General features: G+C 34.4%; 23 protein-coding genes. 2 read left to right on the top strand and 21 right to left on the bottom strand.

Annotation, left to right across the window (positions count from 1 at the left end):
- The 13 genes from BSF42_RS09080 to hutH form a co-directional block, all read right to left on the bottom strand.
- Positions 1–999 carry a BtrH N-terminal domain-containing protein gene (locus tag BSF42_RS09080; RefSeq protein WP_095952775.1) on the bottom strand — a complete coding sequence of 333 codons (999 nt, stop codon included), beginning with the start codon at positions 997–999 and terminating at the stop codon, positions 1–3.
- Positions 999–1403: a hypothetical protein gene (locus BSF42_RS09075; RefSeq protein ID WP_095952774.1), complete on the bottom strand. Its 405-nt coding sequence runs from the start codon at positions 1401–1403 to the stop codon at positions 999–1001. Before BSF42_RS09075 ends, BSF42_RS09080 begins: the two co-directional genes overlap by 1 nt.
- A gap of 9 nt (positions 1404–1412) precedes the next feature.
- On the bottom strand, positions 1413–1733 hold the full coding sequence (locus tag BSF42_RS09070; RefSeq protein WP_095952773.1) for a hypothetical protein: 321 nt from the start codon (positions 1731–1733) through the stop codon (positions 1413–1415).
- Positions 1726–2193 (bottom strand): ABC transporter permease, encoded by a 468-nt coding sequence (locus BSF42_RS09065; RefSeq protein ID WP_172426663.1) that lies wholly within the window; start codon positions 2191–2193, stop codon positions 1726–1728. Before BSF42_RS09065 ends, BSF42_RS09070 begins: the two co-directional genes overlap by 8 nt.
- Before the next feature lies 1 nt (position 2194).
- Entirely contained in the window at positions 2195–2626 is a 432-nt protein-coding gene (locus BSF42_RS09060) for a hypothetical protein (protein WP_095952772.1), read from the bottom strand.
- Positions 2626–3759: a beta-ketoacyl-ACP synthase III gene (locus BSF42_RS09055; protein WP_095952771.1), complete on the bottom strand. Its 1134-nt coding sequence runs from the start codon at positions 3757–3759 to the stop codon at positions 2626–2628. The genes BSF42_RS09060 and BSF42_RS09055 overlap by 1 nt, the downstream gene beginning before the upstream one ends.
- A 17-nt stretch (positions 3760–3776) precedes the next feature.
- A complete protein-coding gene (locus BSF42_RS09050) occupies positions 3777–4679 on the bottom strand; it encodes a hypothetical protein (RefSeq protein ID WP_095952770.1) in 903 nt (300 codons plus the stop codon).
- Positions 4680–4850: 171 nt separating this feature from the next.
- Positions 4851–5735, bottom strand: a complete 885-nt coding sequence (locus BSF42_RS09045; RefSeq protein WP_095952769.1) for a lipid A biosynthesis acyltransferase — start codon at positions 5733–5735, stop codon at positions 4851–4853.
- Positions 5736–5990: an acyl carrier protein gene (locus BSF42_RS09040; protein WP_095952768.1), complete on the bottom strand. Its 255-nt coding sequence runs from the start codon at positions 5988–5990 to the stop codon at positions 5736–5738. It abuts the gene before it with no gap.
- Entirely contained in the window at positions 5983–7218 is a 1236-nt protein-coding gene (locus BSF42_RS09035; protein WP_095952767.1) for a beta-ketoacyl synthase, read from the bottom strand. The genes BSF42_RS09040 and BSF42_RS09035 overlap by 8 nt, the downstream gene beginning before the upstream one ends.
- Before the next feature lie 533 nt (positions 7219–7751).
- Positions 7752–8483: a 3-oxoacyl-ACP reductase FabG gene (fabG, locus tag BSF42_RS09030; protein WP_095952766.1), complete on the bottom strand. Its 732-nt coding sequence runs from the start codon at positions 8481–8483 to the stop codon at positions 7752–7754.
- Between the two features lie 95 nt (positions 8484–8578).
- Positions 8579–9799 (bottom strand): WG repeat-containing protein, encoded by a 1221-nt coding sequence (locus BSF42_RS09025; protein WP_095952765.1) that lies wholly within the window; start codon positions 9797–9799, stop codon positions 8579–8581.
- 37 nt (positions 9800–9836) lie between these two features.
- Positions 9837–11357, bottom strand: coding sequence for a histidine ammonia-lyase (gene hutH, locus BSF42_RS09020; RefSeq protein ID WP_095952764.1), 1521 nt, complete (start codon positions 11355–11357; stop codon positions 9837–9839).
- Between the two features lie 101 nt (positions 11358–11458).
- Here hutH and BSF42_RS09015 point away from each other — a divergent pair, with 101 nt between their 5' ends.
- Positions 11459–12712 carry an NAD(P)/FAD-dependent oxidoreductase gene (locus tag BSF42_RS09015; RefSeq protein WP_095952763.1) on the top strand — a complete coding sequence of 418 codons (1254 nt, stop codon included), beginning with the start codon at positions 11459–11461 and terminating at the stop codon, positions 12710–12712.
- A 223-nt stretch (positions 12713–12935) separates the two neighbouring features.
- Here the strand turns inward: BSF42_RS09015 and BSF42_RS09010 are convergent, their stop codons facing one another.
- The 5 genes from BSF42_RS09010 to BSF42_RS08990 all read right to left on the bottom strand — a co-directional run bounded on the left by BSF42_RS09010 (position 12936) and on the right by BSF42_RS08990 (position 17574).
- A complete protein-coding gene (locus BSF42_RS09010) occupies positions 12936–13541 on the bottom strand; it encodes a hypothetical protein (RefSeq protein ID WP_095952762.1) in 606 nt (201 codons plus the stop codon).
- 149 nt (positions 13542–13690) lie between these two features.
- Positions 13691–14026 (bottom strand): L-rhamnose mutarotase, encoded by a 336-nt coding sequence (locus BSF42_RS09005; protein ID WP_095952761.1) that lies wholly within the window; start codon positions 14024–14026, stop codon positions 13691–13693.
- A gap of 4 nt (positions 14027–14030) precedes the next feature.
- Entirely contained in the window at positions 14031–14888 is an 858-nt protein-coding gene (locus BSF42_RS09000) for a fumarylacetoacetate hydrolase family protein (RefSeq protein ID WP_095952760.1), read from the bottom strand.
- A 228-nt stretch (positions 14889–15116) separates the two neighbouring features.
- Positions 15117–15881: an SDR family NAD(P)-dependent oxidoreductase gene (locus BSF42_RS08995; RefSeq protein ID WP_095952759.1), complete on the bottom strand. Its 765-nt coding sequence runs from the start codon at positions 15879–15881 to the stop codon at positions 15117–15119.
- A 37-nt stretch (positions 15882–15918) separates the two neighbouring features.
- Positions 15919–17574: a UxaA family hydrolase gene (locus BSF42_RS08990; RefSeq protein ID WP_095953020.1), complete on the bottom strand. Its 1656-nt coding sequence runs from the start codon at positions 17572–17574 to the stop codon at positions 15919–15921.
- Between the two features lie 173 nt (positions 17575–17747).
- On the opposite strand from BSF42_RS08990, the gene BSF42_RS08985 reads away from it, so the two are divergent.
- On the top strand, positions 17748–18617 hold the full coding sequence (locus BSF42_RS08985) for an AraC family transcriptional regulator (RefSeq protein ID WP_095952758.1): 870 nt from the start codon (positions 17748–17750) through the stop codon (positions 18615–18617).
- Between the two features lie 93 nt (positions 18618–18710).
- Here the strand turns inward: BSF42_RS08985 and BSF42_RS08980 are convergent, their stop codons facing one another.
- The 3 genes from BSF42_RS08980 to BSF42_RS08970 form a co-directional block, all read right to left on the bottom strand.
- Entirely contained in the window at positions 18711–19490 is a 780-nt protein-coding gene (locus BSF42_RS08980; RefSeq protein WP_095952757.1) for an SDR family oxidoreductase, read from the bottom strand.
- Positions 19491–19695: 205 nt separating this feature from the next.
- Positions 19696–21381, bottom strand: a complete 1686-nt coding sequence (locus BSF42_RS08975; protein WP_095952756.1) for a sodium/sugar symporter — start codon at positions 21379–21381, stop codon at positions 19696–19698.
- 253 nt (positions 21382–21634) lie between these two features.
- Positions 21635–22693, bottom strand: a complete 1059-nt coding sequence (locus tag BSF42_RS08970; RefSeq protein WP_095952755.1) for a UDP-glucose--hexose-1-phosphate uridylyltransferase — start codon at positions 22691–22693, stop codon at positions 21635–21637.
- Position 22694 lies beyond the last annotated feature (1 nt).

The raw sequence follows: 22694 nt of genomic DNA, 5'->3' as shown, positions 1-22694 counted from the left end.
TTAACTGATGGCTTTTTTTAATTTTTTGAAAAAGATTTCTTCTCTATTGGCAATGTCCAAAAGTTCATCGGCAATAGAGTTATAAGCGTCTTCTTTGGCACTTCTGTTTTTGTAAATTCTGGAAGCTTCAACAGCAAAATCACGCCATGAATCTCCAATTTTTGTCATTTCCTGAGAAAGTGTTTTCAATTCGTCATTATTTAAAATAACCGAAGCTTCCTGTAAAAATGCGGCATAAATAAAACGGAAACCACCGCCTCCAGTTCCAATTTCTTCCTGCATGCGAACCATTTGTGCCAAATAATGATTGGCTTTTTTGGTACCGTGTTTTTTGGGCCATTTTTTAATTTGCTTCGAAACAAATTTAATCCCGCGAACACCCACAATTGGCATTGGCGCAAGCATATCGCGACAGGTGTTTTTGATTCCTTTAATGATCGCGCTTTTTAAATCGACTTCACTTGGAATTTGAATTGGATAATACATTTGGCCGCGTGGCGCGAATGCTCCTTTTGCAAAACGTACTTTGTCTAATTCTTCGTGTGTTAAAGTCGTAACGGTTTCCATAACAGGATCACTTACTAGATAGTCGGTTTCGGTTTTTCCGTAAACGACTAAATTATGTGCATTGAAATGAAAACGATATTCGTCTGGAAAATAACTTAAGTTATAAACCCCAACTTGTAATCCGGTTGGAATATTATTTTTTAAATTTTCGTCTAAAGCTTTGTTTGCATTTGCAGCAGAAGAAAATTTTTGTCTTTTTATTTTTAGATTTAAACGGGTTGCCACTTTGTTAAAAATCTGTCCCGGCAAAGTTCTATAGCTGATTGCTGGCGCATAATTGACTTTTATAAAAGGAAGATAGACAAAGAAAAGACCAGAGCCAATACCAAAAACCATCGGTTCGCTGATGTTTAGTCCGCTGTTTTTTAGCAGATTCGACGCTACTCCATTCTCACAGTGAGCAGACTGATGATGTGTGAAAGATAATTCCATTATTTGGTGATGCTGTTTTTTAATTCTTCGACTGATACTTCAAAAGTATCGGCATATTTTTTTAGGATTTTGTCGTTTAGTTTGGCAAAAACTTCTGGTTTAAAATGTCTTTTTACGCGCCATTTCCAAAGTCCGACATAACTTGCTAAAATCGTCAAATCCATTTTGTTTACTTCCATAAAATAAACAATCGGACTAACTTCGCCATTTAAAACCTGTTGTCTGGCATCGGCAATACGTTCGTTTATTTCATCGATAGAATTCGATAATGCAATTGTTTTGGGTTCCCAGCCTGTACTTAAGGTTGTGGTGTAATTGCCGTTTTCGTCAGTAGCATATAAAAGTTCCTTGACATTGTTTTTTGTTAAGTTGCTTTTATCTTGAGGTACTTTATCTTTTTCCATATTGCTAATTTAATTTGTTATAAGCATAAAGCCTAACACTAAACATAAACTAATCATTAAAAATCCAAGATTTGCGAAAGCTAAAATTCTGTTTTTCTTCACAAATAAATAAATCATTTCTACCAGTAATGCTAAATAAAACATTTGGGTTATTAGAAATAAAACAATAAACATTCCTAAACCGCCATCGACATGTTTATGTCCGTTTTCATCACAAAATTTGTGAGGATCAAAGGTAAAATACCAAAATAAGAAAACCACGGCAAGTAAAAGAATCAAAATTCCGATTCGAATTACAAGATGTAAAATGATTTTTTTTGGATTATCCAACCGAGATTGTTTTTTGAATGAACAAATTAATTTCGCATTCTAACAGTATCTGGTCTTCGACAGAACTTTGACAGCTCATCGTGCATAAAGTGTAATCGTCGCCGGCAAATTTTGAAACTAAATCTGATTTGGTAATTATGGTATCGCCAACTTTTGGCAGCGCATGAATTTTTACATTTTTTAAGGCACTGATAAATCCAATTACATTTACGTTCTCATTTTCTGTTCCGTTTTCGTCAAAAAAATATTTTTTTCCAACAATCGAAGAACAGGTCTGTGCTGTATTTTCAATTAAACCTGCTTCAATAAAAACATTGTTCTGTACAAAAATATTGTCTTCTTTGATCAAAAAAATGGTTTCTACGAAGTTGGCATCAATATCCAAAATTAAATCGACCATAAGCATTGGTGCTCGGTGCGGTAAATAATTTTGTATGTCAACGCCGGTTTTCAAAATCATATTATTTAGCTAAAACGGTTTTCATTTGCCCGTTTGCAATTTCTTCGTTATTCAATGTAGTCACGATATTCACCAAAGTTATTCCTGCAAATTCCTGCAGAATAGTTACTTCAGATTGAATAGTGTCGTTTAATTCCGGCAGTTTTTTTATTTCAACTTCCTTAATTGAACCAATGTATCCAGTTGGCGCAATTTCGTTTTTTAAAAAAAACTGGTAACCCGTATGAAGCGCAACAGACTGTGCCATGTGCTCAATTAAACCTGCTTCCAGAAAAGTATTGTTTTGTACAAAAATATTATCGGGCTGAATTTTTAAACCAGAAACCAAAGAAGTTTCGGTATAAGAATGCATAGCATCAACCATTACAAAAGGGAACTTTTGCGGCAATAAATTTTCTACAGTTTCTTTTTCTAAAAGCGCCATTGTTTCCATTAGCAAACCGTTAAGTACGCATACGCGAAAGAGAATCTTCCGCTTTCTGGAACTGATAAAAGAATTTTGTCTCCTTTTTTCAAATTCCCTGAATTCATTAATTCTTCTAAAGCTAGATAAATAGAGGCAGAGCCAACATTTCCTACTCTAGAAAGATTCATAAACCATTTATCATCGCTCATTCCGATTCCTTTTTCTGTTAATCCTTTCTTCAATCCTTCCACAAAAAAGTTAGAAGAAACGTGAGGAATAAAATAAGTAATATCGTCTGATGTAACATTGTTTTTGTCCATCGCATCTTTCATGCTTTCGGCACCTTTTGAAAGAATAAATTCATCCAACAATTTTACGTCTTGTTTGATAGAAAAAACAGATTCGTTTAACCATTGTTCAGGTGCGTAATCGCTCCATGATTTTATTTCTCCGTTTTCTAATTTGTCACCGCCGGCATACATACAGGTTTCTAATTCGTAAGCATACGAAAAAGCTTCCATCCATTCTATTTTAAGAGAGATTGGTCCTCTTGGCTGGTTTTCTAATAAAAAAGCTCCAGCACCGTCAGAAAGCATCCAGCGTAAAAAATCTTTTTTGAAAGCAATAATCGGCTGTTCTTCAAGAACCTTTAAATTGTCTGCTTCGTGATTGTATTTTTTGGCATTCAGCCAGGTCGAAACTTTTTCTGATCCTGTGCAGATTGCATTTTTTGAATTTCCAGAGCGTACGGAAAGAAAACCAAATTTAAGAGAGTTCATTCCCGCACAGCAAACTCCAGTTGAAGAGTTTAATTCTACCGATTTGTTTTTTAGCAAACCATGAACCATCGCAGCGTGCGAAGGCAGGAAAATATCTGGAGTTGAGGTTCCGCATGAAAGTACTTCTAAATCCTGAGGCGTAAAATTCTCGTCGAATAACGGCAAAATAGCATTTCGCGTTAATTCGGCATTGCTGTGTGTGCTTTTTCCAGTTTGGTCAACAGCGTAATATCGGCTTGTAATTTTATTATTGCGCAAAATAATACGTCTTGCTTTTGAGGCAGTATCGTTGATAAGTCCTAAATAGGCTTCCATTTCATCGTTAGAAACAGCTTCATTTGGCAAATACTTTGCAGCTTTTGTAATATATACTTCAAACATAATCTAAATTTCGTCTTCTAAACTCCTTGATAATATTGAGTTTGCTTTTTTATATTTTTAAACTTAAGCGGGTAGGTAATAAGGTGCAATATATACACTATTGGTGAAATTAACCATATCGCAAGGAATAAATAAACATTAAATACTTTAAGAAGCTGTTTTCGGTTTTTTTGATTTTTATAAATGATATTTGACCATTTATTGAAAATTTTATTGGCCGTTTTGTCAACAGTTACTAAATACGAACTTATTTTTACAGCTCCAGCGTCGACTAATTTTGGCTGTAAAGCAGCTAAATTATTCTTGTTAAAGGAATCCAGTATGATTTCTCCAAACTTACTCGATTCTTGTATATCTTTTTCTGAAACTCCCGGAAGCGGAAAAATACCTAAGTATTTTTTCTTCACACCAGAAAACATCCATTCTACAATTGTTATAACGCTGATTAAATTTCCAACACGGTCTACCAAAGCGACGTTTCCAACCAAATCTGCGTTTGCTTCTTTCAAAAGCACTTTAATTTTTTCCTGCGCCATAATCCACATGTTTCTAGAACCGCTTATGGTTACAACAGGCGTATTATTCAAAATTTTCTTCGCATCGTCACTTTTCAAAAATGAATTAATCGGAATGGAAGGAGACAAATACCAAACTTGATAATGAAAAAGAACCAAGTCAAATTTTGTATTTAAAATTTCTGCTGAAACAGGTTTTAATGCAGTCGGAATCTGTAAAAAAGATTCTGGAAAAGCATCAAAAAAAGAATCTTTATTCCATGGAAAAGGGAATGGTTTTTCTAATTGTATTTCGTGAAAAGTGAGATTTATTTCCTCTGAGTTTAGAAATGGTTTTGCAATGTTTCTTGCAATAGATTCCAGTTGTCCCGACTGAGAATAATAAATTATTAAAACATTTTTCATTTAGGTTTTTGGCTTTGGTGGTTAGCAAAAATAGGCAAATTTATTTAAACGAATTTCCTTGTTTAACGAATTAGGTTTCGCAGCAAATTGCAAGATTTTTTTTGCCACAGATTAAATGATTAACGCAGACTATTTTTTCGAAAAAACCTTTTAACCTTTGAGCCTTTGCATCTATGAACCCTTAAAGGCATTCCAAAAATCGAAATAATTAAACCATTGAAGCGGGTATTTCTTAAGAATGCTTTCTACACTTTTAACGTATTCTTTTAAAAGTGCTTTTTCGTCTCTGTGTTTTACTTCGGCTTCTCTTGCGTATAAATGATAATGAAGATTGGGTTCTTTCATTACATATACAAAAACAACAGGAACTTTTAATCTTGAAGCGATTAAAAATGGTCCGGCAGGAAAGTTTGCTTCTTTTCCCAATATATTTTCTGATAGAGATTTAGTGCCTTCAAAATAACGATCGCCAGTAAAACAAACCAATTCGTTATTGGCCAGCGCCGCATTGATCTCAAAAATATGAGACAAATCTTCTTTGATAATAATAAATTTTACGGTTGGTTTTTGAGTAACGCTTTCTAAATAATTTTTTATTGCAGAATGTTCTAAATCTGTAGTAACTAAATTAATCTGGAAATTAAGATCGATATCGCCAAGAAAATGTTCGGCGATTTCAAAATTTCCCACGTGCGCGCTTATTAAAACACCGCCTTTTTTCTCGGCTAGTAATTTTTTAAGCGTTTCGATTCCGTCAAATTCATAAGTGAATTTATTTCGAAGACCAGCAGAAATAGAAATTTTATCAATAATGGTCTGCCCAAAAGTGTAATAACTTTTGAAAACCATTTTTTTAGATTTGAAATAGGAGTATTGAAGCCTTTCTTTAAAATAATAGAAAATGGATTTGTTGCTTTTTCTTAGAAATAAGAAATAATACGAAGCGACAAAATAAAGTAAAACATACGCAGATTTAACACCCGCTTTTTGAATCAAAAAAACGAATATCCTATAACCTAAAACAGTTCCTTTGGACTTACCATCCCATTGACTCATTTAAGCTGATTTGGCTTTTATTTTGGTTTCAATAAGGTCGTAGAAACTTTGAAAATCAGAAATTCCAACAAAATCTGCTTCAACCAGTTTTACACCAAAGTTTGCTTCAATTGAAACAACCAAGTCTACATAATCCAGACTATCTAACCCAAGTGTATCTTTTAAATTAGCATTTGGTTCAATATCGTCATTGTCTACTTCAAATTCATCAACTAAAAAACCATTTATTCTTGCTATAATCTCTTCTTTATTCATCGTTCAATTTAAACTTTTTAACCACCAACGCAGAGTTGGTTCCTCCGAAACCGAAAGAATTGGACAAAAATATGTCAAATTTTTTGTTTAACGTAGTTTTAACTAAATTTAATTTTGATGCATCTTCATCTGGATTTTCCAAATTGATGTTTGGAGCGATAAAATCGTACTGCATCATTAGGATAGAATAGATTATTTCGCTGGCTCCCGCCATCCAGCATTCGTGGCCTGTCATTGATTTTGTTGAACTTATATACGGATTTCGTTCACCAAAAACTTCGAAGATAGCTTTTGCTTCGTTTGCATCACCAACTGGAGTTGAGGTTGCGTGGGCATTTATATATTCAACATCCGAAGCTTTTATTTTTGCATCATCGAGTGCGCGTTTCATAGCTGTTGCTGGTCCATCGACATTTGGAGTAGAAATATGTCCTCCGTTTGAAGAAAACCCATAACCGCCAATTTCTGCAATAATTGTGGCGCCGCGTGCAATAGCAGATTCGTAACTTTCTAGAATTAAAGTAGCACCACCGCCACTCGGAATTAATCCGTCGCGATCTTTGTCAAAAGGTCTTGAAGCTTTTTGAGGATCGCTTTCTCGGTTAGAAAAAACACCTAATCCATCAAAGCTGCTCATGGCATATTTATTAATTTCTTGAGCACCGCCAGTAATTACAATGTCTTGAAAACCGCTTTTGATTAAAAAATAAGCCAATCCTATAGAATGAGAACCACTCGCACAAGCAGCACTAACAGTTAAATTAATACCGCGAAGTTTAAAAATCGTCGAAAGATTCATTGTTACTGTAGAATTCATCGATTTGAAAATAGCTCCAGAACCAATTAAGGCTGTGTCTTTTTTCTCGCGTACAATATCTGTTGCGTCAATGATTGCTTTTGAAACACTATCGTTTCCGTACATAATACCTACTTCATGCTCATCAAAAAAAGCATCGTCGATATTAGCATTTTTCAAAGCTTCTATAGTGGCCATATAAGCATATTCGGTTTCTTCACCAATGCTCATACGCTGTCTGCGTGTCAATAAATTTTTTAAATCAGCTTTTGGAACCATTCCGGTTAAAGCAGATTGGAAACCAAATTCTTTACGTTCAGAATCGAACTGAATACCAGATTTTCCTTCGTATAACGAATCTTTTACTTCGTCTAAAGAAGTTCCGATACAAGAATAAATTCCCATTCCAGTAATTACAACTCTTCTATTCATGGTCTTTCAAAGTAATTTTTTAATCCGTTAGGTATAATTTTAATCAGAGTCACAAAGTTTTTTTAATCTATTCTTTATTTTTTAATCTCGCAAAGTCGCGAAGTCGCAAAGGGTTTTCTTATTTAAGTTTTTAAAATAAAACTTTGCGACTTTGCGTGCAATTTTTCAGCATTAAATAAAAAAACTTAAATAACCTCGCAAATATAGGAGTCGTAAAGTTTTTTTAATCTATTCTTTATTTTTTAATCTCGCAAAGTCGCGAAGTCGCAAAGTGTTTTCTTTATTTAAGTTTTAAAATAAAACTTTGTGACTTTGCGTCTTTGCGAGCAATTTTTCAGCATTAAATAAAAAACTTAAAATAACCTCGCAAATATAGGAGTCATAAAGTTTTTTAATCTCACAAAGTCACAAAAGAGTTTTCTTTATTTAAGTTTTAAAATAAAACTTTACGACTTTGCTCCCGATAGCTATCGGGATTGCGAGCAATTTCTATGTTTAAAAAACTTAAAATAATCTCGCAAACATAGTATTCTTTAAGAATATATTCCACCGTTAATATTGATAATTTCTCCGGTAATATAACTTGATTTTTTAGAAATCAAAAAGCTTACCAAATCTGCAACTTCTTCGGCTTCGCCAAAGCGATTTACTGGAATAAGCTTTAGTAATTCTTTTTCGTCCAATTCACTCGTCATATCTGTTCTGATAAAACCTGGTGCAACGGCATTTACGGTAATATTTCGTTTTGCAACTTCTTGTGCCAAAGCTTTTGTAGCCGCAACAATTGCGCCTTTTGCAGCCGAATAATTGGTTTGTCCGGCAGTTCCTTTTACTCCAGAAACCGAAACCATATTTACAATTCGGCCATATTTATTGCGTAACATTTTTTGAATGAAAAATTGCGTAACATTAAAAAAACCATTTACGCTTGTATTCAAAACACCATTCCAGTCTTCTGGAGTCATCCACATAAAAAGACCGTCTTTTGTAATTCCGGCATTGTTTACAATTGCTTCAACCAATTTTTCAGGATTTGCTTCCTGCCATTGCGTAAGAACAGTTTGCACTTGTTCAAAATTAGAAACATCGAAACCTAAAATTTCTCCTGTTGCACCTAATTTTTGTATTTCTTGTAATGTCTCTTCGGCAGCTGTTTTATTCGAATGATAATTAATCAGAATATGATAATCGGATTCTACGGCTAATTTTTTACAAATCGCACTTCCAATTCCTCTAGAACCGCCTGTTACTAATACACACTTCATTTATGTAGGTTTTTATTTTGATTCGCCATATATGAAATCGCTTTTCTAAGAGCAATTTTATTTATGCAAATTTTATAATTTATTGGAGATAATTATTATTTCTTTTTTTTCGCTGCTGGCTTTGCTGCAGGTTTTGCCGCTGGCTTAGTTTCTTGTTTTGGTTTTTCAGAAGGAGCTGCAACTGCCTGTGGTTTTTCTGCACTTTTAGAAAACAGTTCAGCATTTTCAAACCACTGGTTCGCTAATACTGTTCCGTCAGGTTTTAGAAACCCCCATTTTCCTTCGTTTTTTACTCGGGCAACACCATCAATAAATCCTTTATCTTGCTGCGTAAACATTGCAATAATTGCATTTGTTGTAATGCCGTATTGTGTTGGAATTACCAGTTTTCCAGATTCGTTGATGAATCCCCAATTACTTTCTTTTACCGGAGCCAAACCATTTGTACTGAAAACTTCTGCATCGCTGTAAGTTGGTTCAATAACAAATTTTCCTTCTGGATTAATGAATCCCCATTTTTTTCCAACTAAAACTGGTGCTAGATTTTTGGAGAAAGCTTTTCCTTTATCATAAATAGGAAGAATAGCCCAATTTCCTTTTAAATCGATGTATCCAATTTTTCCGTTCTTTTTAGCAAAAGTTAAATCTTGCGTTTCAAAATCCCAGATCTTTTCAGCTCCATCAACAGGAATAAATTTCCCGCTGCTTACCAATCCGAAAGTTTTGTCTTTTCTCGCCCAAGTTGTGTTTTTAAAATAATTACCAATTTCAGCATAGACCGGTTCTACCAATTCTTTTCCGTCAGCATTTATAATTCCCCAACTTTTGTTGAGTTCCACTCTTGCAAAACCATTTTCAAAAGGTTTGATTTGATCGTATTTTGGTTCTAAAACAACCGCCATTTTATTATTGATCAAACCCACTTTATTGTTTTGTCTGATAAAAGCAACGCCGTCATTAAAATCAAATACTTTGTCTGAAGCGGGCGCTTTCTGGATTTCACCTTTTGTATTAATATAAACCCAATCCTTATCTTTTTGTACAACTGCTATTCCGTTGTTAAAATCTTTAGCATCTTTAAAATCGGCTGGAATTACCCAAGTTCCTTTTGTATCGATAAAACCCCATTTGCCGCCATTTTCTACAGCAGCCAATCCCTCAGAAAAACTTCTGGCAGATTTGTATTGAGGCTCGATTTTAAAAGATCCATCTTTAGAAAGATATCCAATTTTAGAATTCTTTTTAACTAATGCCAATTCTTGACTATTAACAAATTGAATGCAGCACAGCAATAAAAAAATAAGTGATTTTTTCATGATTTAAAATTCAATATTAATAATGTGAAATACAGATTTAACTGTTTATCAAATAATCTTTTACTTTTTGAACAAAAGGATACATTACCTGATCTTCTTTAAATTCTGGAATTATATTGCGAACATCGTCATACCATTTTCTAGTAACAGACGAAATTTTATCTTTTTGTCCTAAATAGTCAATTGCCTGAACAATTGTGATTAATTCGATAGCTAAAACTTCAAAAGAATTCTCAATCACTTTTGATGTAATCACGGCAGCATTTGTTCCCATACTTACAATGTCTTGATTATCATTGTTGTTTGGAATACTGTGAACGTACATTGGATTTGATAACATTTGGCTTTCGGCAGTTGTTGAAGTGGCAACGAACTGAACGCCCTGCATTCCGAAATTAAATCCTAATGTTCCTAAGTTTACAAATGGAGGAAGAATTTCGTTGATTTTTGAATTCAATAAATAATTCAATTGACGTTCTGCCAGCATCGTTAATTTGGTAATAACGATTTTCAGTTTATCCATTTCAAGGGAAATATAATCTCCGTGGAAATTTCCTCCGTGGTAAACGTGTTTGTTTTTTACGTCTATAATTGGGTTGTCGTTTGCCGAGTTAAATTCGTCTTCCAGAATAGTAGCAACATTATTGATTGTTTCTAAAACAGGTCCCAAAATTTGAGGTACACATCTTAATGAATAATATTCCTGAACTTTTTCTTTGAAGATTTCTTCGGTGTTTTCACCAGAATATAAATGGTCTTCTCTTTTGCGGATCAAAGTACTGTCAGAAAGATTTTGTCTCATTCTTTGAGCTACTTCCTGTTGTCCTTTGTGACGTTTGGTTTGATTTAATTCTTCTGAAAAATGATCATCATACGCCTGTACTAATTCGTTAATTGCACAAGAAGCTTTTAACGACCAATCTAATAATTTTGTAGCATAATGCACATTCACAACTCCAATTCCTGTCATTACAGAAGTTCCGTTGATTAATGCCAGACCTTCTCTAATTTCTACCTGAATTGGTTTTAAACCTTCGATTTCGAAAACTTCCGGAGTCGGACGTCTTTCGCCTTTATAAAAAACTTCGCCTTCGCCAATTAAAACTAGAGCTAAATGTGATAATTGTACCAAGTCACCGCTGGCACCAACACCACCGTGCTCAAAAATTAAAGGCGTAATATCTCGATTGATTAATTCTGCCATTAAATGAATTACAGAAGGATGAACTCCTGAGTTTCCTAAAGAAAGCGTATTTAATCTTGCTAAAATGGCTGCTTTTGCACACTCTGAATTTAAAGGTTTTCCTGTTCCAGAAGAGTGGCTTCTAATTAAATTATATTGCAGTTGAATTTGATCAGACTCTTTAATTCTATATTGAGCCATTGGACCAAAGCCTGTATTTACGCCGTATATAACTTTATTTCCTGAGAACTCTTTCAAGAAATTAAAACTTTCATTAACTCGGTTTAGAACTACATCGCTAATTTTAACTTTTTGATTTCCAAAGATTATGGATTCGAATTCTGTTAAACTTAAATATTCATTAATTGTATTCATTAAATCGTTTTTGGTTGTGCTAATTTAATTTTATTTATCAAAATAAATGTAGTTATTTTGATGTAGGCAAATGTAGGCTAATTAATGATAATAATTCTAATATGACAAAGGAGTTTGTTGATGTTTTAGTGATTGGTGCAGGGCCATCTGGTTGTGTTTCGGCATCCTATCTTTATAAAAACAATGTTAAGGTTAAAGTTGTAGAAAAAACAAAGTTTCCGAGACTGGTGGTGGGTGAAAGCCTTATTCCTCGGGTTATGGATCATTTTGCTGAAGCAGAATTGTTTGAGGCACTTGATGCAATGAACTTTGAAAAAAAATTAGGGGCTCGTTTTATTAGAGGCGAAGAAATGTGTGTTTTTGATTTTAGTAAAAAATTTGGCGAGGGCTGGGATTGGACTTGGCAGGTTCCCCGAGCAGATTTTGATAATACAATGGCACAGGAAATTGTGCGAAAAGGAATTGACTTAGAATTTGAAACTGAGGTTTTGGAAGTTTCTTTTGAAGGGAAAAATTCAAAAACAATCGTAAAAGATGCAGCCGGAAATCTAAAAGAAATTCACGCTAAATTTATTATCGATTCGAGTGGATACGGCCGTGTGCTGCCAAGACTTTTAGATTTGGATACGCCGTCACAATTAGATCCGCATTCTTCGATATTTACACACGTAAAAGATATTAACAGACCAGAAGGCGAAGAAGGAACTCAAATTTCATTTGATATTCTGGAAACGGAAGTCTGGCTTTGGGTAATTCCGTTTTCAAATGGAAATACGAGTTTGGGAGTTGTAGGTCCGACAGATTTTATCAATTCGCTTTCTGAAAATAAAGATAATGCTGAGGCTTTGAAAAATGCTATTCAAAAATCAGATTATTATATTAAACGATTTAAAGGAACGGAGTTTTTATTCGAACCGGTAAAACTAGAAAATTATTCAAGAGCCGTAAAAAGAATGTACGGAGATGGTTTTGCCCTTACGGGAAACAGCTCTGAATTTCTAGATCCAGTATTTTCTTCTGGAGTTGCCTTTGCAACCGAATCTGGAATGCTGGCAGCCAAATTATATTTGAAAGAATCGCAGGGAATTCCTGTTGATTGGGAAGTTGAATTTACGCAATATATGAAAAGCGGTATCGCTGTTTTTACCACTTACGTGAAAGAATGGTACACTGGAAATCTGCAGACTTTGTTTTTCCATCAGCCTGAAAATCCAGATGTAAAAGAAAAAATTTGTTCTGTACTGGCAGGCTATGTTTGGAATGAAGAGAATCCGTTTGTCAAAAAACACGATCATGTTATAGCCAATATGGCGTATTTACTGAATATGCAAAAAGAACAAAGCCCTAATAATTAGGGCTTTTTTATAGAAAGATAATTCACATTTTCTAGATTCATTCCGTAGGAATGTGTCGTCGGTAGAAATTAAATTTGAGTTACGGTTGAACGTTCCGTAGGAACGTTTGATTAATTGATTTAGGTATATTATTTCCGTAAATCAGATGTCCCTACAGGACATTAATGCAAAATGACAATATTTTTTCTACCTATGAGATATTCCTACGGAATATTCAATATTATTATTTAAATGCTTTTTTTAATAGAAGCTTAGATAACGATTTTGCTGTTTTTGCAAACCCTTCGCCTATTCTGGTTTCATTGTTAAAGTTGCTTCCCCACTGATCTCCGGGTGCATCAACACTAGTGATTTCCAGTAATACATTTGATTTATTTGCCGTTTCAACAAATTTCAAATTGGTTGTTACTTTTGCAGGCTGTTTCATAATTCCGGCATCCCAGCCTGGGTAAATCCAAACGGTTTGTACAATCAAAGTATAAGGTGTATTTAAGCCTTCCTGAAAATTCACTTCTTTATGGGCTTTTGTCATTACAATGTTTCCAATTTCTAAAAATTTAGGAGTCCAAATTTGTTCTTTGGCAACAATCCATCTCTTCTCCCAAAGATTTCCGTTTCCTTTTGCTTTTTTATCTAAATCAGCTTTATGCTCTTCAACATATTGTGATTCAGGTTTGTTTTCTTTCATCATAGTAAAATTACTATAATCAAATTCAGTGTTAATTTCTTTTTGATCTTTTAGAAAATCGAAGTTTCCATGAACAACATTCATGTCCTGTGCAGACAAAGCTCCTGAAATAAGGAAGCATGCAATAATTAGTTTTTTCATTTTTTTGGTTAATTGAGATTATTTTTTGCAGCTAAAAGTAATTAAAAGGATTAAATAAATAATTTATTTCATTTTAAAATATAACTATGCTCCAAACAAAAAGAGGATTCCATATTGGAATCCTCTTTTTGTCTTTTAAGAATAGAATTTTACAGTTCAAATATCTTATCCATTAAAATCCACTTTTGTCCAGGTTTTGCCCACGGTAAAGCTTGTTGGAATTTCCACATTAAAGTTTCCCATTCCTGTACTTTTTCGTTGGCAGCGTCGGCTTTGTCTTTTTTCTCAAAAGAGAAATTTTCATCTCCTTCGATAATCATGAATAATCTATTTCCTGTGCAATAAATATCTAATACCAATATTCCAGCATCTTGAATACTTTTTTTAATTTCTGGCCAGATATTTTCGTGCAGCTGTTTATATTCTGCAATTAAATTGGCATCATCTTTTAAGTCTAATGCCAGACAAAATTTTTGATCTGCCATAATTTTATTTTTGTTGGTAAGCTACAGCAGTTTGTTTACTTGTGCCTAAACCTTCGATTCCTAATTCGATTACGTCTCCTGCTTTAATGTAAATTGGATCTGGTTTGATTCCTAATCCAACTCCCGGAGGCGTTCCTGTACTGATTACATCACCAGGAAGCAATGTCATAAACTGACTTAAATAATGAACTAAAAATGGAATTTTAAATATCAAGTTTGAAGTGTTACTGTTTTGGAATGTTTTTCCATTTACAGTAAGCCACATTTTTAAGTTATTTACATCACCAACTTCGTCTGGAGTTGCCATAATTGGTCCAAGAGGAGCAAAGGTATCAGAACCTTTTCCTTTTGCCCATTGTCCGCCGCGTTCGATTTGAAATGCTCTTTCGCTGTAATCATTCAAAAGGCAGTATCCTGCAATATAATTTGGTGCATCTTCTTCAGAAACATAGCTTGCTTTTTTACCTACAACAAAAGCCAATTCTACTTCCCAGTCTGTTTTTTCACTGTTTTTTGGAATGATCAAATTGTCATTTGGCCCGCACAAAGAAGTAGTAGATTTAAAGAAAATAATTGGTTCTTCTGGAATTGCAGCGCCAGTTTCTTCGCAGTGATCTACATAATTTAATCCGATGCAGATAATTTTTGAAGGGCGTGCAACAGGCGAACCCAAACGAACTGGATCACTTACTTCTGGTAAAGAAGTGTTATTTTTTAAAGCTTCTTCTAATTTTGCTAAACCGTCATTTTCAAAAAAAGCTTCGTTGTAATCTGTTACGATAGACGAAACATCATATCTTTTATCATTTAGTAAAACACCTGGTTTTTCCTTTCCTTCTTCTCCGAATCTAATAAGTTTCATATTTTAATTTTTTTAGTAATGTGTATTTTTTTAAGCCACGAATTCACGAATTTTTACAAATCATAATTTGTGAAATTCGCGGTTATTTTAATTCGCGCAGATTTCACAAATTTTTTAATCTTTTTAATTCGTGAATTCGTGGCTAATTTTTTTGCACGCAGATTTTGCAGATCGAGCAGATTTTTTTTTAATCCTTTTAATTCTTTTAATCTGTGGCTAAATAATATTTTAGTTGTTTAATTTGATAAAACCACCGTCAATTGGGTAATCAGAACCAGTGATGAAAGACGATTCGTCGCTGCATAAAAACAAAGCAAGTGTTGCGATTTCTTCTGGTTTTCCCATACGGCCGATTGGCTGTGACTGCGATAATTTTTCGAAAATTTCTTCTTCTTTTCCAGGATAATTTTTAGCAATAAATCCGTCTACAAAAGGCGTATGAACTCTCGCAGGAGAAATAGAATTACATCTGATTTTATCATTTAAATAATCTTTTGCAACAGATAAAGTCATCGCCATAACCGCACCTTTTGCAGTAGAATAAGCAAAACGGTCCGGAATACCAACCCAGCATGCAATAGAAGCTAAATTCAAAATTACACCTCCACCAGAACTTCTAAGCGCCGGAATCGAAGCGTGAAGACAGTTGTAAACCCCTTTTACGTTTACATTCATGATACGGTCAAAATCAGATTCAGATGTTGTATCAACTTTTCCAACGTGTGCAATTCCAGCATTGTTTACTAGAATGTGAATATTTCCAATTTTTTCAAAAGTCGAATTAACTTGTTCGTGGTTTGAAACGTCGCAGGCATGAGCAAAAACATTGCCTCCGTTTGATTTTATTTCTTCAATAGTTTCTTTTGCACTTTCTTCAGTCAGTTCTAAAATATGAACTTCAGCTCCTTGTTTAGCAAATAAAACCGAAATCGCTCTTCCAATTCCGCTTCCACCGCCAGTGATAATTGCTTTTTTATTTTGTAATGAAAACATTTGATATAAATTTTTATGAGTTGTTTTTAATAGTCTTTTACAAAGATACGCCGCGTTTCCACGGAATAAAATCATCTTGGTTTAATTGTACTGCTTTTGGAATAATTTCGCCGCTTGCTGCTTTGATACAATATTCTAAAATTTCTTCGCCCATTTCTTCAATAGATTTTTCACCGCTAATGATTGGTCCGCAGTCAATATCGATAATATCTTTCATTCTTGTTGCCAGAACAGAATTGGTTGCTACTTTAATTACTGGACAAACTGGGTTTCCGGTCGGAGTTCCCAACCCAGTTGTAAATAAAATTAAAGTTGCTCCAGAAGCCGCTTTTCCAGTTGTAGCTTCGACATCGTTTCCTGGAGTACAAACCAAACTTAACCCTGGTTTTGTAACCAATTCGGTATAATCTAAAACATCAATTACAGGAGAAGTACCGCCTTTTTTGGCTGCTCCAGCACTTTTTATCGCGTCTGTAATTAAACCGTCTTTTATATTTCCCGGTGACGGATTCATATGAAAACCTGAACCTACTTTGTGAGCAAGTTCATCGTAAGACTCCATTAAATTAATGAATTTTTTAGCTTTCTCTTCTGTAACGCATCTGTCGATTAAATTCTGCTCAGCACCGCATAATTCTGGAAATTCTGCCAAAAGAATTTTTCCGCCTAAAGCTACTACTAAGTCAGAAGTATAACCAACAGCAGGATTTGCAGAAACTCCGCTGAAACCGTCACTTCCGCCACATTTTACACCAATACATAAATCGCTTAAAGGTGCGTCGGTTCTTTCGTATTTGTTGATTTCAATTAAACCTTCAAAAGTTTTTTTGATGGCATTTGTAATCAGAACTTCTTCGCTTTCTGTTTGCTGCTGCTCAAAAATAAACAATGGTTTATCAAATTCTGGGTTTTGTCTTTTAACATCATTTACAAAATCCTGAACTTGTAAATGCTGGCATCCTAAACTCAAAAGTGTGATACCTCCAACGTTTGGATGATTGGCGTAAGAAGCCAATAAAGCACTCAAAGTCGAAGCATCCTGACGAGTTCCGCCGCAACCGCCTTGGTGATTTAAGAATTTAATTCCGTCCACATTTTCAAAAACACGCTTGTTTTTTGGAGTCGGATTTAATTCAATATTAATATCGTTAATGTCATTTCCGTTCAAATAACCCTCTAGTAATTCGTGCGTAAATTGATTGTATTTGTCTGTTACAGCATAGCCCAATTGCTTGTGCAACGCCTCTTTGATCACGTCAAGATTTCTATTTTCACAAAAAACCGTCGGAACAAAAAGCCAGTAATTTGCCGTTCCAACGCGTCCGTCTTTTCTTTTGTAACCTTTAAAAGTTCTGTTTTCAAATTTAGAAACATCAGGCGCTTTCCATTCGTAAGAAGCATTTCTGTACGCATAAGGATCTGCGGCATGTTTTAAGTTTTCGGTAGTCATCAAACTTCCTTTTGTCAAGTCGTTCTGTACTTTTCCAACCAAAACGCCATACATATTTACTTCTTCTCCCTGCTTCATGTCCTGCATGTAGAATTTATGTTTTGCTTTGATGAGGTCTTGTAAAACATAAGTTTCGTTTTCAAAAAGAATAGTTTCTCCTTTTTGTAAGTCGGTTAAAGCAACCAGGACATTATCGTCCGGATGCAGTTTTACGACTAATTTTTTAGTTGTATTGTCCAGCATTGTTTTGTTGTTTTTTTTCTTTTTTGTGTTGTCGTCTGCTGTTGTTAGGAAATGAGTTAAGCACTTTATTTTCACTAAAAATTGGGCAGTAAACGAAAAATAAAATTAGTTTTTTTAGCCTTTTGTTAGTAGTCTGATATTATCCGTGTATAATCTTTAATTATCTTTGTAGAATGAAATTGGAACAAACTAAAATAGCCTCTTATCTCAACACAAAAGTCTCGGTGCTCAATCGCATTGAACCTTTTTTTCAGGCGCCGTTTCATTCGCATCCAGAATTAGAATTGGTCTATGTTAAAGAGAGTTTTGGAAAGAGAATTATCGGAAATTCGGTAATGCCTTTTGAGCCCGGAGATATGGTTTTTTTAGGTTCTGATATTCCGCATGTCTGGCTGAACGACGAAAAATATTATCAGGAAATTGAAGATTTAAAAGCCAATTCAATTGTCGTATATTTTCATAAAGATATTTTCGGACCTACTTTTTATGAATTAAAAGAAACTCAAAAAATAAACGAACTCTTTTTTCAGGCAGGAAAAGGAATTTCCATTATCGGAAAAACAAATAAGCAGATTGCCAAGAAACTGGAGAAGTTAGTTTCTAAAAAAGATTTTGAGGTCATTGTCGGACTTTTTGAGATTTTGTCTATTCTTTCCGAAAGTCAGGATAAGATTTACATTAACGACGAAATTTATTCTTTGATGCAGAAAGATTCGAAAGAAGATCGTCTTTCGGAGGTTTTTCAATATGTAAATAAGAACTACAAAAAGAATATTTCATTGGAAGAAATTGCTGCTGTCGCGAATATGACTCGGACTTCTTTCTGCAGAATGTTTAAAGTAAAAACCAAGAAAAATTTTGTCGATTATCTTCACGAAATCCGAATTTCAAACGCCTGTAAATTATTGTTGGAAACGGATAAAAGCATGTCTGAAATTGCTTATGAATGCGGTTATAAAACAGCATCCAATTTTAATAAACTCTTCAAAAAATTTAAAGGAATAACGCCTTCAGATTTTAAGAATAATGCGAAGGTGAATTAATATTTAAAAGTTGCCACGAATTACACTAATTTCCACTAATTAATTTTGTAAATAAAATTCGAGAAAATTCGTGTAATTCGTGGCAAAAAAAAATTAAATAGATCGATCTAAATGCGTATAACCACCATCAACATAAATAATCTGTCCGGTGGTATGGCTTGATTTTTCCGAAAGAAGAAAAACAACCATATTAGCAATTTCTTCGGCAGTCGTCATTCTATTTTCTAAAGGAATATTTTTTGTAATGGCAGCCAATTTTTCTTCTTTGTTTTCAAAAGTGTTAATCCAGGTTTCGTACAGCGGTGTGTAACATTCAGCCACAATTACGGCGTTTACACGGATGCTGTATTTTAATAATTCAACCGCCCATTCTCTGGTTAAGGCATTTCGGCCTCCGTTTGAAGCAGCGTAAGCAGAGGTGCCGCCTTGACCTGTTTCGGCAGTTTTAGAACCAATGTTTACAATTGCACCTTTTGATTCTTTCAAATATGGAAGAGCGTGCTGTGCCATTAAATAATAATGAACCAAATTTTTGTGAAGAGAAGCTGCAAAATCTTCATAATTTCCGTTCTCTAATCCAACGCCGTCATTAACGCCGGCATTGTTTACAAGTCCGTCAATTCTGCCAAATTTTGCGATTACTGCTTCAACAGCTTTTTTACAGTCTTCAGGTTTTGTTAGATCGGCAGCAACTTGATAGGCTTCCTTTCCAATGGCTTTTAATTCTTCTACGGCTTTGATGTTATCATTTTCGTTACGTCCAACGATAAACGGAATGGCATTTTCTTCGGCTAGGACTTTAACGATTCCTAAACCAATTCCTTTTGCGCCTCCAGTAACGATAATGATTTTTTTGGTTAATGATAACTGCATGATTTTTATTATAATTTATTGTGATTTTTTTTTGCCACGAATTACACTAATTTTCTCGAATTTTTTATTGACAAAATTAATTCGTGGAAATTAGTGTAATTCGTGGCTTTTATTTCTATGTTTTAGAACTTTTTTAAAAAATTTACAGCTGTTGTTCATGACAAACAACAGCTGTAAAAATAGAGAGAATAGAACTGATAATTTATTACCAGAACTTAACATAAAGCGCAACAATAATCAATAACGTAATTACGATTAAGACTGTTGTCTGCGGTTTAACTTTAAACATTTCAGAATCAATTTCAAATGCTTTAGGATTTACTTTAGGTCCTGCAAAACTAATTCCGATCATTGCTAACATTGTAAAGAAGAATGATAATCCCATACAAATGTGGAATGGAATTTCGAAAGCTCCTTTTCCGTTAGGGTAAGCCGTGTATAAAAGTGTTTCGTTTCCGAATAAAGCAGGAGCGTATTCGTTGAATAAAACAGATAATAAGAATCCTAAAAGTACACCCACGATCGCTGCAGTTCCAGTAGTTCTTTTCCAGAACATACCAAGGAAGAACATAGCAAAAACTCCAGGGCTGATGAATCCAGTGTATTTTTGGATATATGTAAATCCTCCAACACCGCCGATTCCTAAAACATCATTCCATGTAAATAATACTGCTAAAAGCATTGCAGCAAAAACGGCAATTCTACCAATGTTTACCTGTTGTTTTTCGCCAGCTTCTTTTTGAATGTATTTTTTATGAATATCTAATGTATAAATTGTAGAAATACTGTTTACTTTTCCAGCTAAAGAAGCTACAATCGCAGCCGTTAAAGCGGCAACAGAAAGCCCTTTTAATCCAGTTGGAAGGAATGTTAAAATAGCAGAATAAGCTCCATCTTTTCCTCCAACTAATTGAGGTAATTGTCCGTTTGTATATAAAACGTAAGCAGCAATACCTGGTAACATTACGATAAGCGGCATTAATAATTTTAACATACCAGCAAATAAGATTCCTGTACGAGCGGTTTGTAAATCTGCTCCAAGTGCTCTTTGCGTAATGTATTGGTTACAACCCCAATAATTTAAATTGATAATCCAGATACCCGCAAGGTAAGACATCAAACCTGGGAAAGTTAAATATTTATCGATTTCCAATTGAGATGAAGTCGCAGTTGGTTTTGGAATAATCATTTTGAAATGCTCCGGCGCTTCTTTCATTAAAACTTTGAAACCTGCGATTGCATTTTCGCCTACGCCAAAAGCTTGTCCAACAGTTGTCAATGCAATATAAGAGGTTACTAAACCTCCAATAATCAATACAGCAACCTGAATAACGTCTGTGTAAGCCACAACTTTCATTCCTCCAAGAGAAATAAACAAGGCAAATACAGCCAATCCTACCATGATTACATGAAGATATTCTCCTCCAGCAAGACCATTAATAGCGACTGCTCCTAAATATAAAATAGAAGTTAAGTTTACAAAAACATACAAAAACAACCAGAAAACCGCCATAATCAAAGCAGTCGATTCGTTGTAACGTGTTTTTAAGAATTGCGGCATTGTGTAAATCTTGTTTTTAAGATATACCGGAATAAACCATACAGCCACAATAATAAGTGCAACGGCAGCAAGCCATTCGTAAGCAGCAACAGCGATTCCTAAAAAGAAACCTTCACCACTCATTCCGATGAATTGTTCTGCAGAAATATTAGAAGCAATTAAAGAAGCTCCAATTGCCCACCAAGTTAAATTTCCTTCAGCCAAAAAGTAAGCTTTAGCATCTTGTTCGTCTTGTTTACGTTTGCGATAAACGGTGTAACCGTAGACAGAGACTACGATAAAATAGATAATAAAAACCGCATAATCTGCGAAAGCGAGGTTTTGGTTCATTGTTAGTAGTATTTTAAATAATTATTATACAGGGTTAAATTTTATTTAGTTTTAAATTAGTTTTTGTGTTGTGTAATCTTGTTAAAATTGCAAGATGTGTTTTATTTCCGTAGTTTTTTTATGAAAATAAAAGCCAAAGTCAAATGTAGAATAAAAATTTATAAATGAACCATCAGCAAATGTGTTTTTTACATTTATAATGGGGTTTTTGTGTTAAATTTTCTCATTTTGCACTTAACTCTACCTAGAATTATTACACTTTTACTAAACTCTTATAATGCACATCTGAAAGCTGTCTCAAAATTTCGGCACTTTTTTCAGGTGTTATATCACGCTGCGATTCGCCCAGCATTTCATATCCAACCATAAATTTCTTTACAGTTGCCGATCTTAACAAAGGCGGATAAAAATGCATATGAAAATGCCATTCCGGATGATCAAAACCGTCTGTTGGCGATTGATGGATTCCTGAAGAATAAGGGAAAGAAGTATTAAATAAATTGTCGTACTTCGTCGTTAACTGCTTTAAAATTTTAGCAAATGCCGTGCTTTCTTCAGCGGTAAAATCTGTGATTTTGTTTACGGCTCTTTTGCTTACAATCATAGTTTCGTAAGGCCAGATTGCCCAAAACGGAACTAGTGCTACAAAGTGATCGTTCTCAATTACAATTCGCTCTCCAACTTTCAATTCGGCTTGAACATAATCTTCCAACAATGTTCTTTTATTTTTATCGTAATAGGATTTTAAGCTGTGATGCGTTTTTTCAACCTGAGTTGGTAACGAAGACTGCGCCCAGATTTGTCCATGCGGATGCGGGTTGCTGCAGCCCATTACACTTCCTTTGTTTTCAAAAATCTGAACGTGGTTAATATATTTTATGTTTCCTAAATCGGTATATTCTTTCTGCCAGGTTTTGATGATATTTTCAATATCCGCAATTTCCATTTCTGGTAAAGTAAGATCGTGTCTTGGCGAAAAGCAAACTACTCTCGAAATTCCCTGTTCTGGTTTTGCTTTAAAGAAAGTATGTTTAATATCATCTTCAAAAATAATTTCATCCTGTTTCATTGCAGCAAAATCATTTTCAAAAACAAAACTGCTTTCATACGCAGGATTGTTTACTCCATTAGCACGAACATTTCCCGGACACAAATAACAAGTTGGATCGTATTTTGGAAGTTCTTCTGTTGAAATAGTTTCGTTTTGTCCCTGCCAAGGGCGTTTTGAACGATGAGGTGAAACCAAGACCCATTCGTTAATTAGCGGGTTGAAGCGTCTGTGCGGATCTTCGTTAATGTCAAAATTTTTCATT

The organism is Flavobacterium sp. ACN6, from assembly GCF_002304005.1.
In the GTDB taxonomy this organism is placed as follows: Bacteria; Bacteroidota; Bacteroidia; order Flavobacteriales; family Flavobacteriaceae; genus Flavobacterium.
This window is presented reverse-complemented; position numbering and strand designations above follow the sequence as displayed.

Excerpts from the sequence above, each read along its gene's own strand:
- BSF42_RS08980 (WP_095952757.1), bottom strand. The coding sequence starts at position 19,490 with ATGCAGTTATCATTAACCAAAAAAATCATTATCGTTACTGGAGGCGCA.
- hutH (WP_095952764.1), bottom strand. The coding sequence starts at position 11,357 with ATGAATACAATTAATGAATATTTAAGTTTAACAGAATTCGAATCCATA.
- BSF42_RS08995 (WP_095952759.1), bottom strand. The coding sequence starts at position 15,881 with ATGTTTTCATTACAAAATAAAAAAGCAATTATCACTGGCGGTGGAAGC.
- BSF42_RS09050 (WP_095952770.1), bottom strand. The coding sequence starts at position 4,679 with ATGAAAAATGTTTTAATAATTTATTATTCTCAGTCGGGACAACTGGAA.
- BSF42_RS09065 (WP_172426663.1), bottom strand. The coding sequence starts at position 2,193 with ATGATTTTGAAAACCGGCGTTGACATACAAAATTATTTACCGCACCGA.
- BSF42_RS09075 (WP_095952774.1), bottom strand. The coding sequence starts at position 1,403 with ATGGAAAAAGATAAAGTACCTCAAGATAAAAGCAACTTAACAAAAAAC.
- BSF42_RS09080 (WP_095952775.1), bottom strand. The coding sequence starts at position 999 with ATGGAATTATCTTTCACACATCATCAGTCTGCTCACTGTGAGAATGGA.
- BSF42_RS09010 (WP_095952762.1), bottom strand. The coding sequence starts at position 13,541 with ATGAAAAAACTAATTATTGCATGCTTCCTTATTTCAGGAGCTTTGTCT.
- BSF42_RS09035 (WP_095952767.1), bottom strand. The coding sequence starts at position 7,218 with ATGAATAGAAGAGTTGTAATTACTGGAATGGGAATTTATTCTTGTATC.
- BSF42_RS08990 (WP_095953020.1), bottom strand. The coding sequence starts at position 17,574 with ATGCTGGACAATACAACTAAAAAATTAGTCGTAAAACTGCATCCGGAC.
- BSF42_RS09025 (WP_095952765.1), bottom strand. The coding sequence starts at position 9,799 with ATGAAAAAATCACTTATTTTTTTATTGCTGTGCTGCATTCAATTTGTT.
- BSF42_RS08985 (WP_095952758.1), top strand. The coding sequence starts at position 17,748 with ATGAAATTGGAACAAACTAAAATAGCCTCTTATCTCAACACAAAAGTC.
- BSF42_RS09060 (WP_095952772.1), bottom strand. The coding sequence starts at position 2,626 with ATGGAAACAATGGCGCTTTTAGAAAAAGAAACTGTAGAAAATTTATTG.
- BSF42_RS09040 (WP_095952768.1), bottom strand. The coding sequence starts at position 5,990 with ATGAATAAAGAAGAGATTATAGCAAGAATAAATGGTTTTTTAGTTGAT.
- BSF42_RS08970 (WP_095952755.1), bottom strand. The coding sequence starts at position 22,693 with ATGAAAAATTTTGACATTAACGAAGATCCGCACAGACGCTTCAACCCG.
- BSF42_RS09045 (WP_095952769.1), bottom strand. The coding sequence starts at position 5,735 with ATGAGTCAATGGGATGGTAAGTCCAAAGGAACTGTTTTAGGTTATAGG.
- BSF42_RS09055 (WP_095952771.1), bottom strand. The coding sequence starts at position 3,759 with ATGTTTGAAGTATATATTACAAAAGCTGCAAAGTATTTGCCAAATGAA.
- fabG (WP_095952766.1), bottom strand. The coding sequence starts at position 8,483 with ATGAAGTGTGTATTAGTAACAGGCGGTTCTAGAGGAATTGGAAGTGCG.
- BSF42_RS09005 (WP_095952761.1), bottom strand. The coding sequence starts at position 14,026 with ATGGCAGATCAAAAATTTTGTCTGGCATTAGACTTAAAAGATGATGCC.
- BSF42_RS09000 (WP_095952760.1), bottom strand. The coding sequence starts at position 14,888 with ATGAAACTTATTAGATTCGGAGAAGAAGGAAAGGAAAAACCAGGTGTT.
- BSF42_RS09015 (WP_095952763.1), top strand. The coding sequence starts at position 11,459 with ATGACAAAGGAGTTTGTTGATGTTTTAGTGATTGGTGCAGGGCCATCT.
- BSF42_RS08975 (WP_095952756.1), bottom strand. The coding sequence starts at position 21,381 with ATGAACCAAAACCTCGCTTTCGCAGATTATGCGGTTTTTATTATCTAT.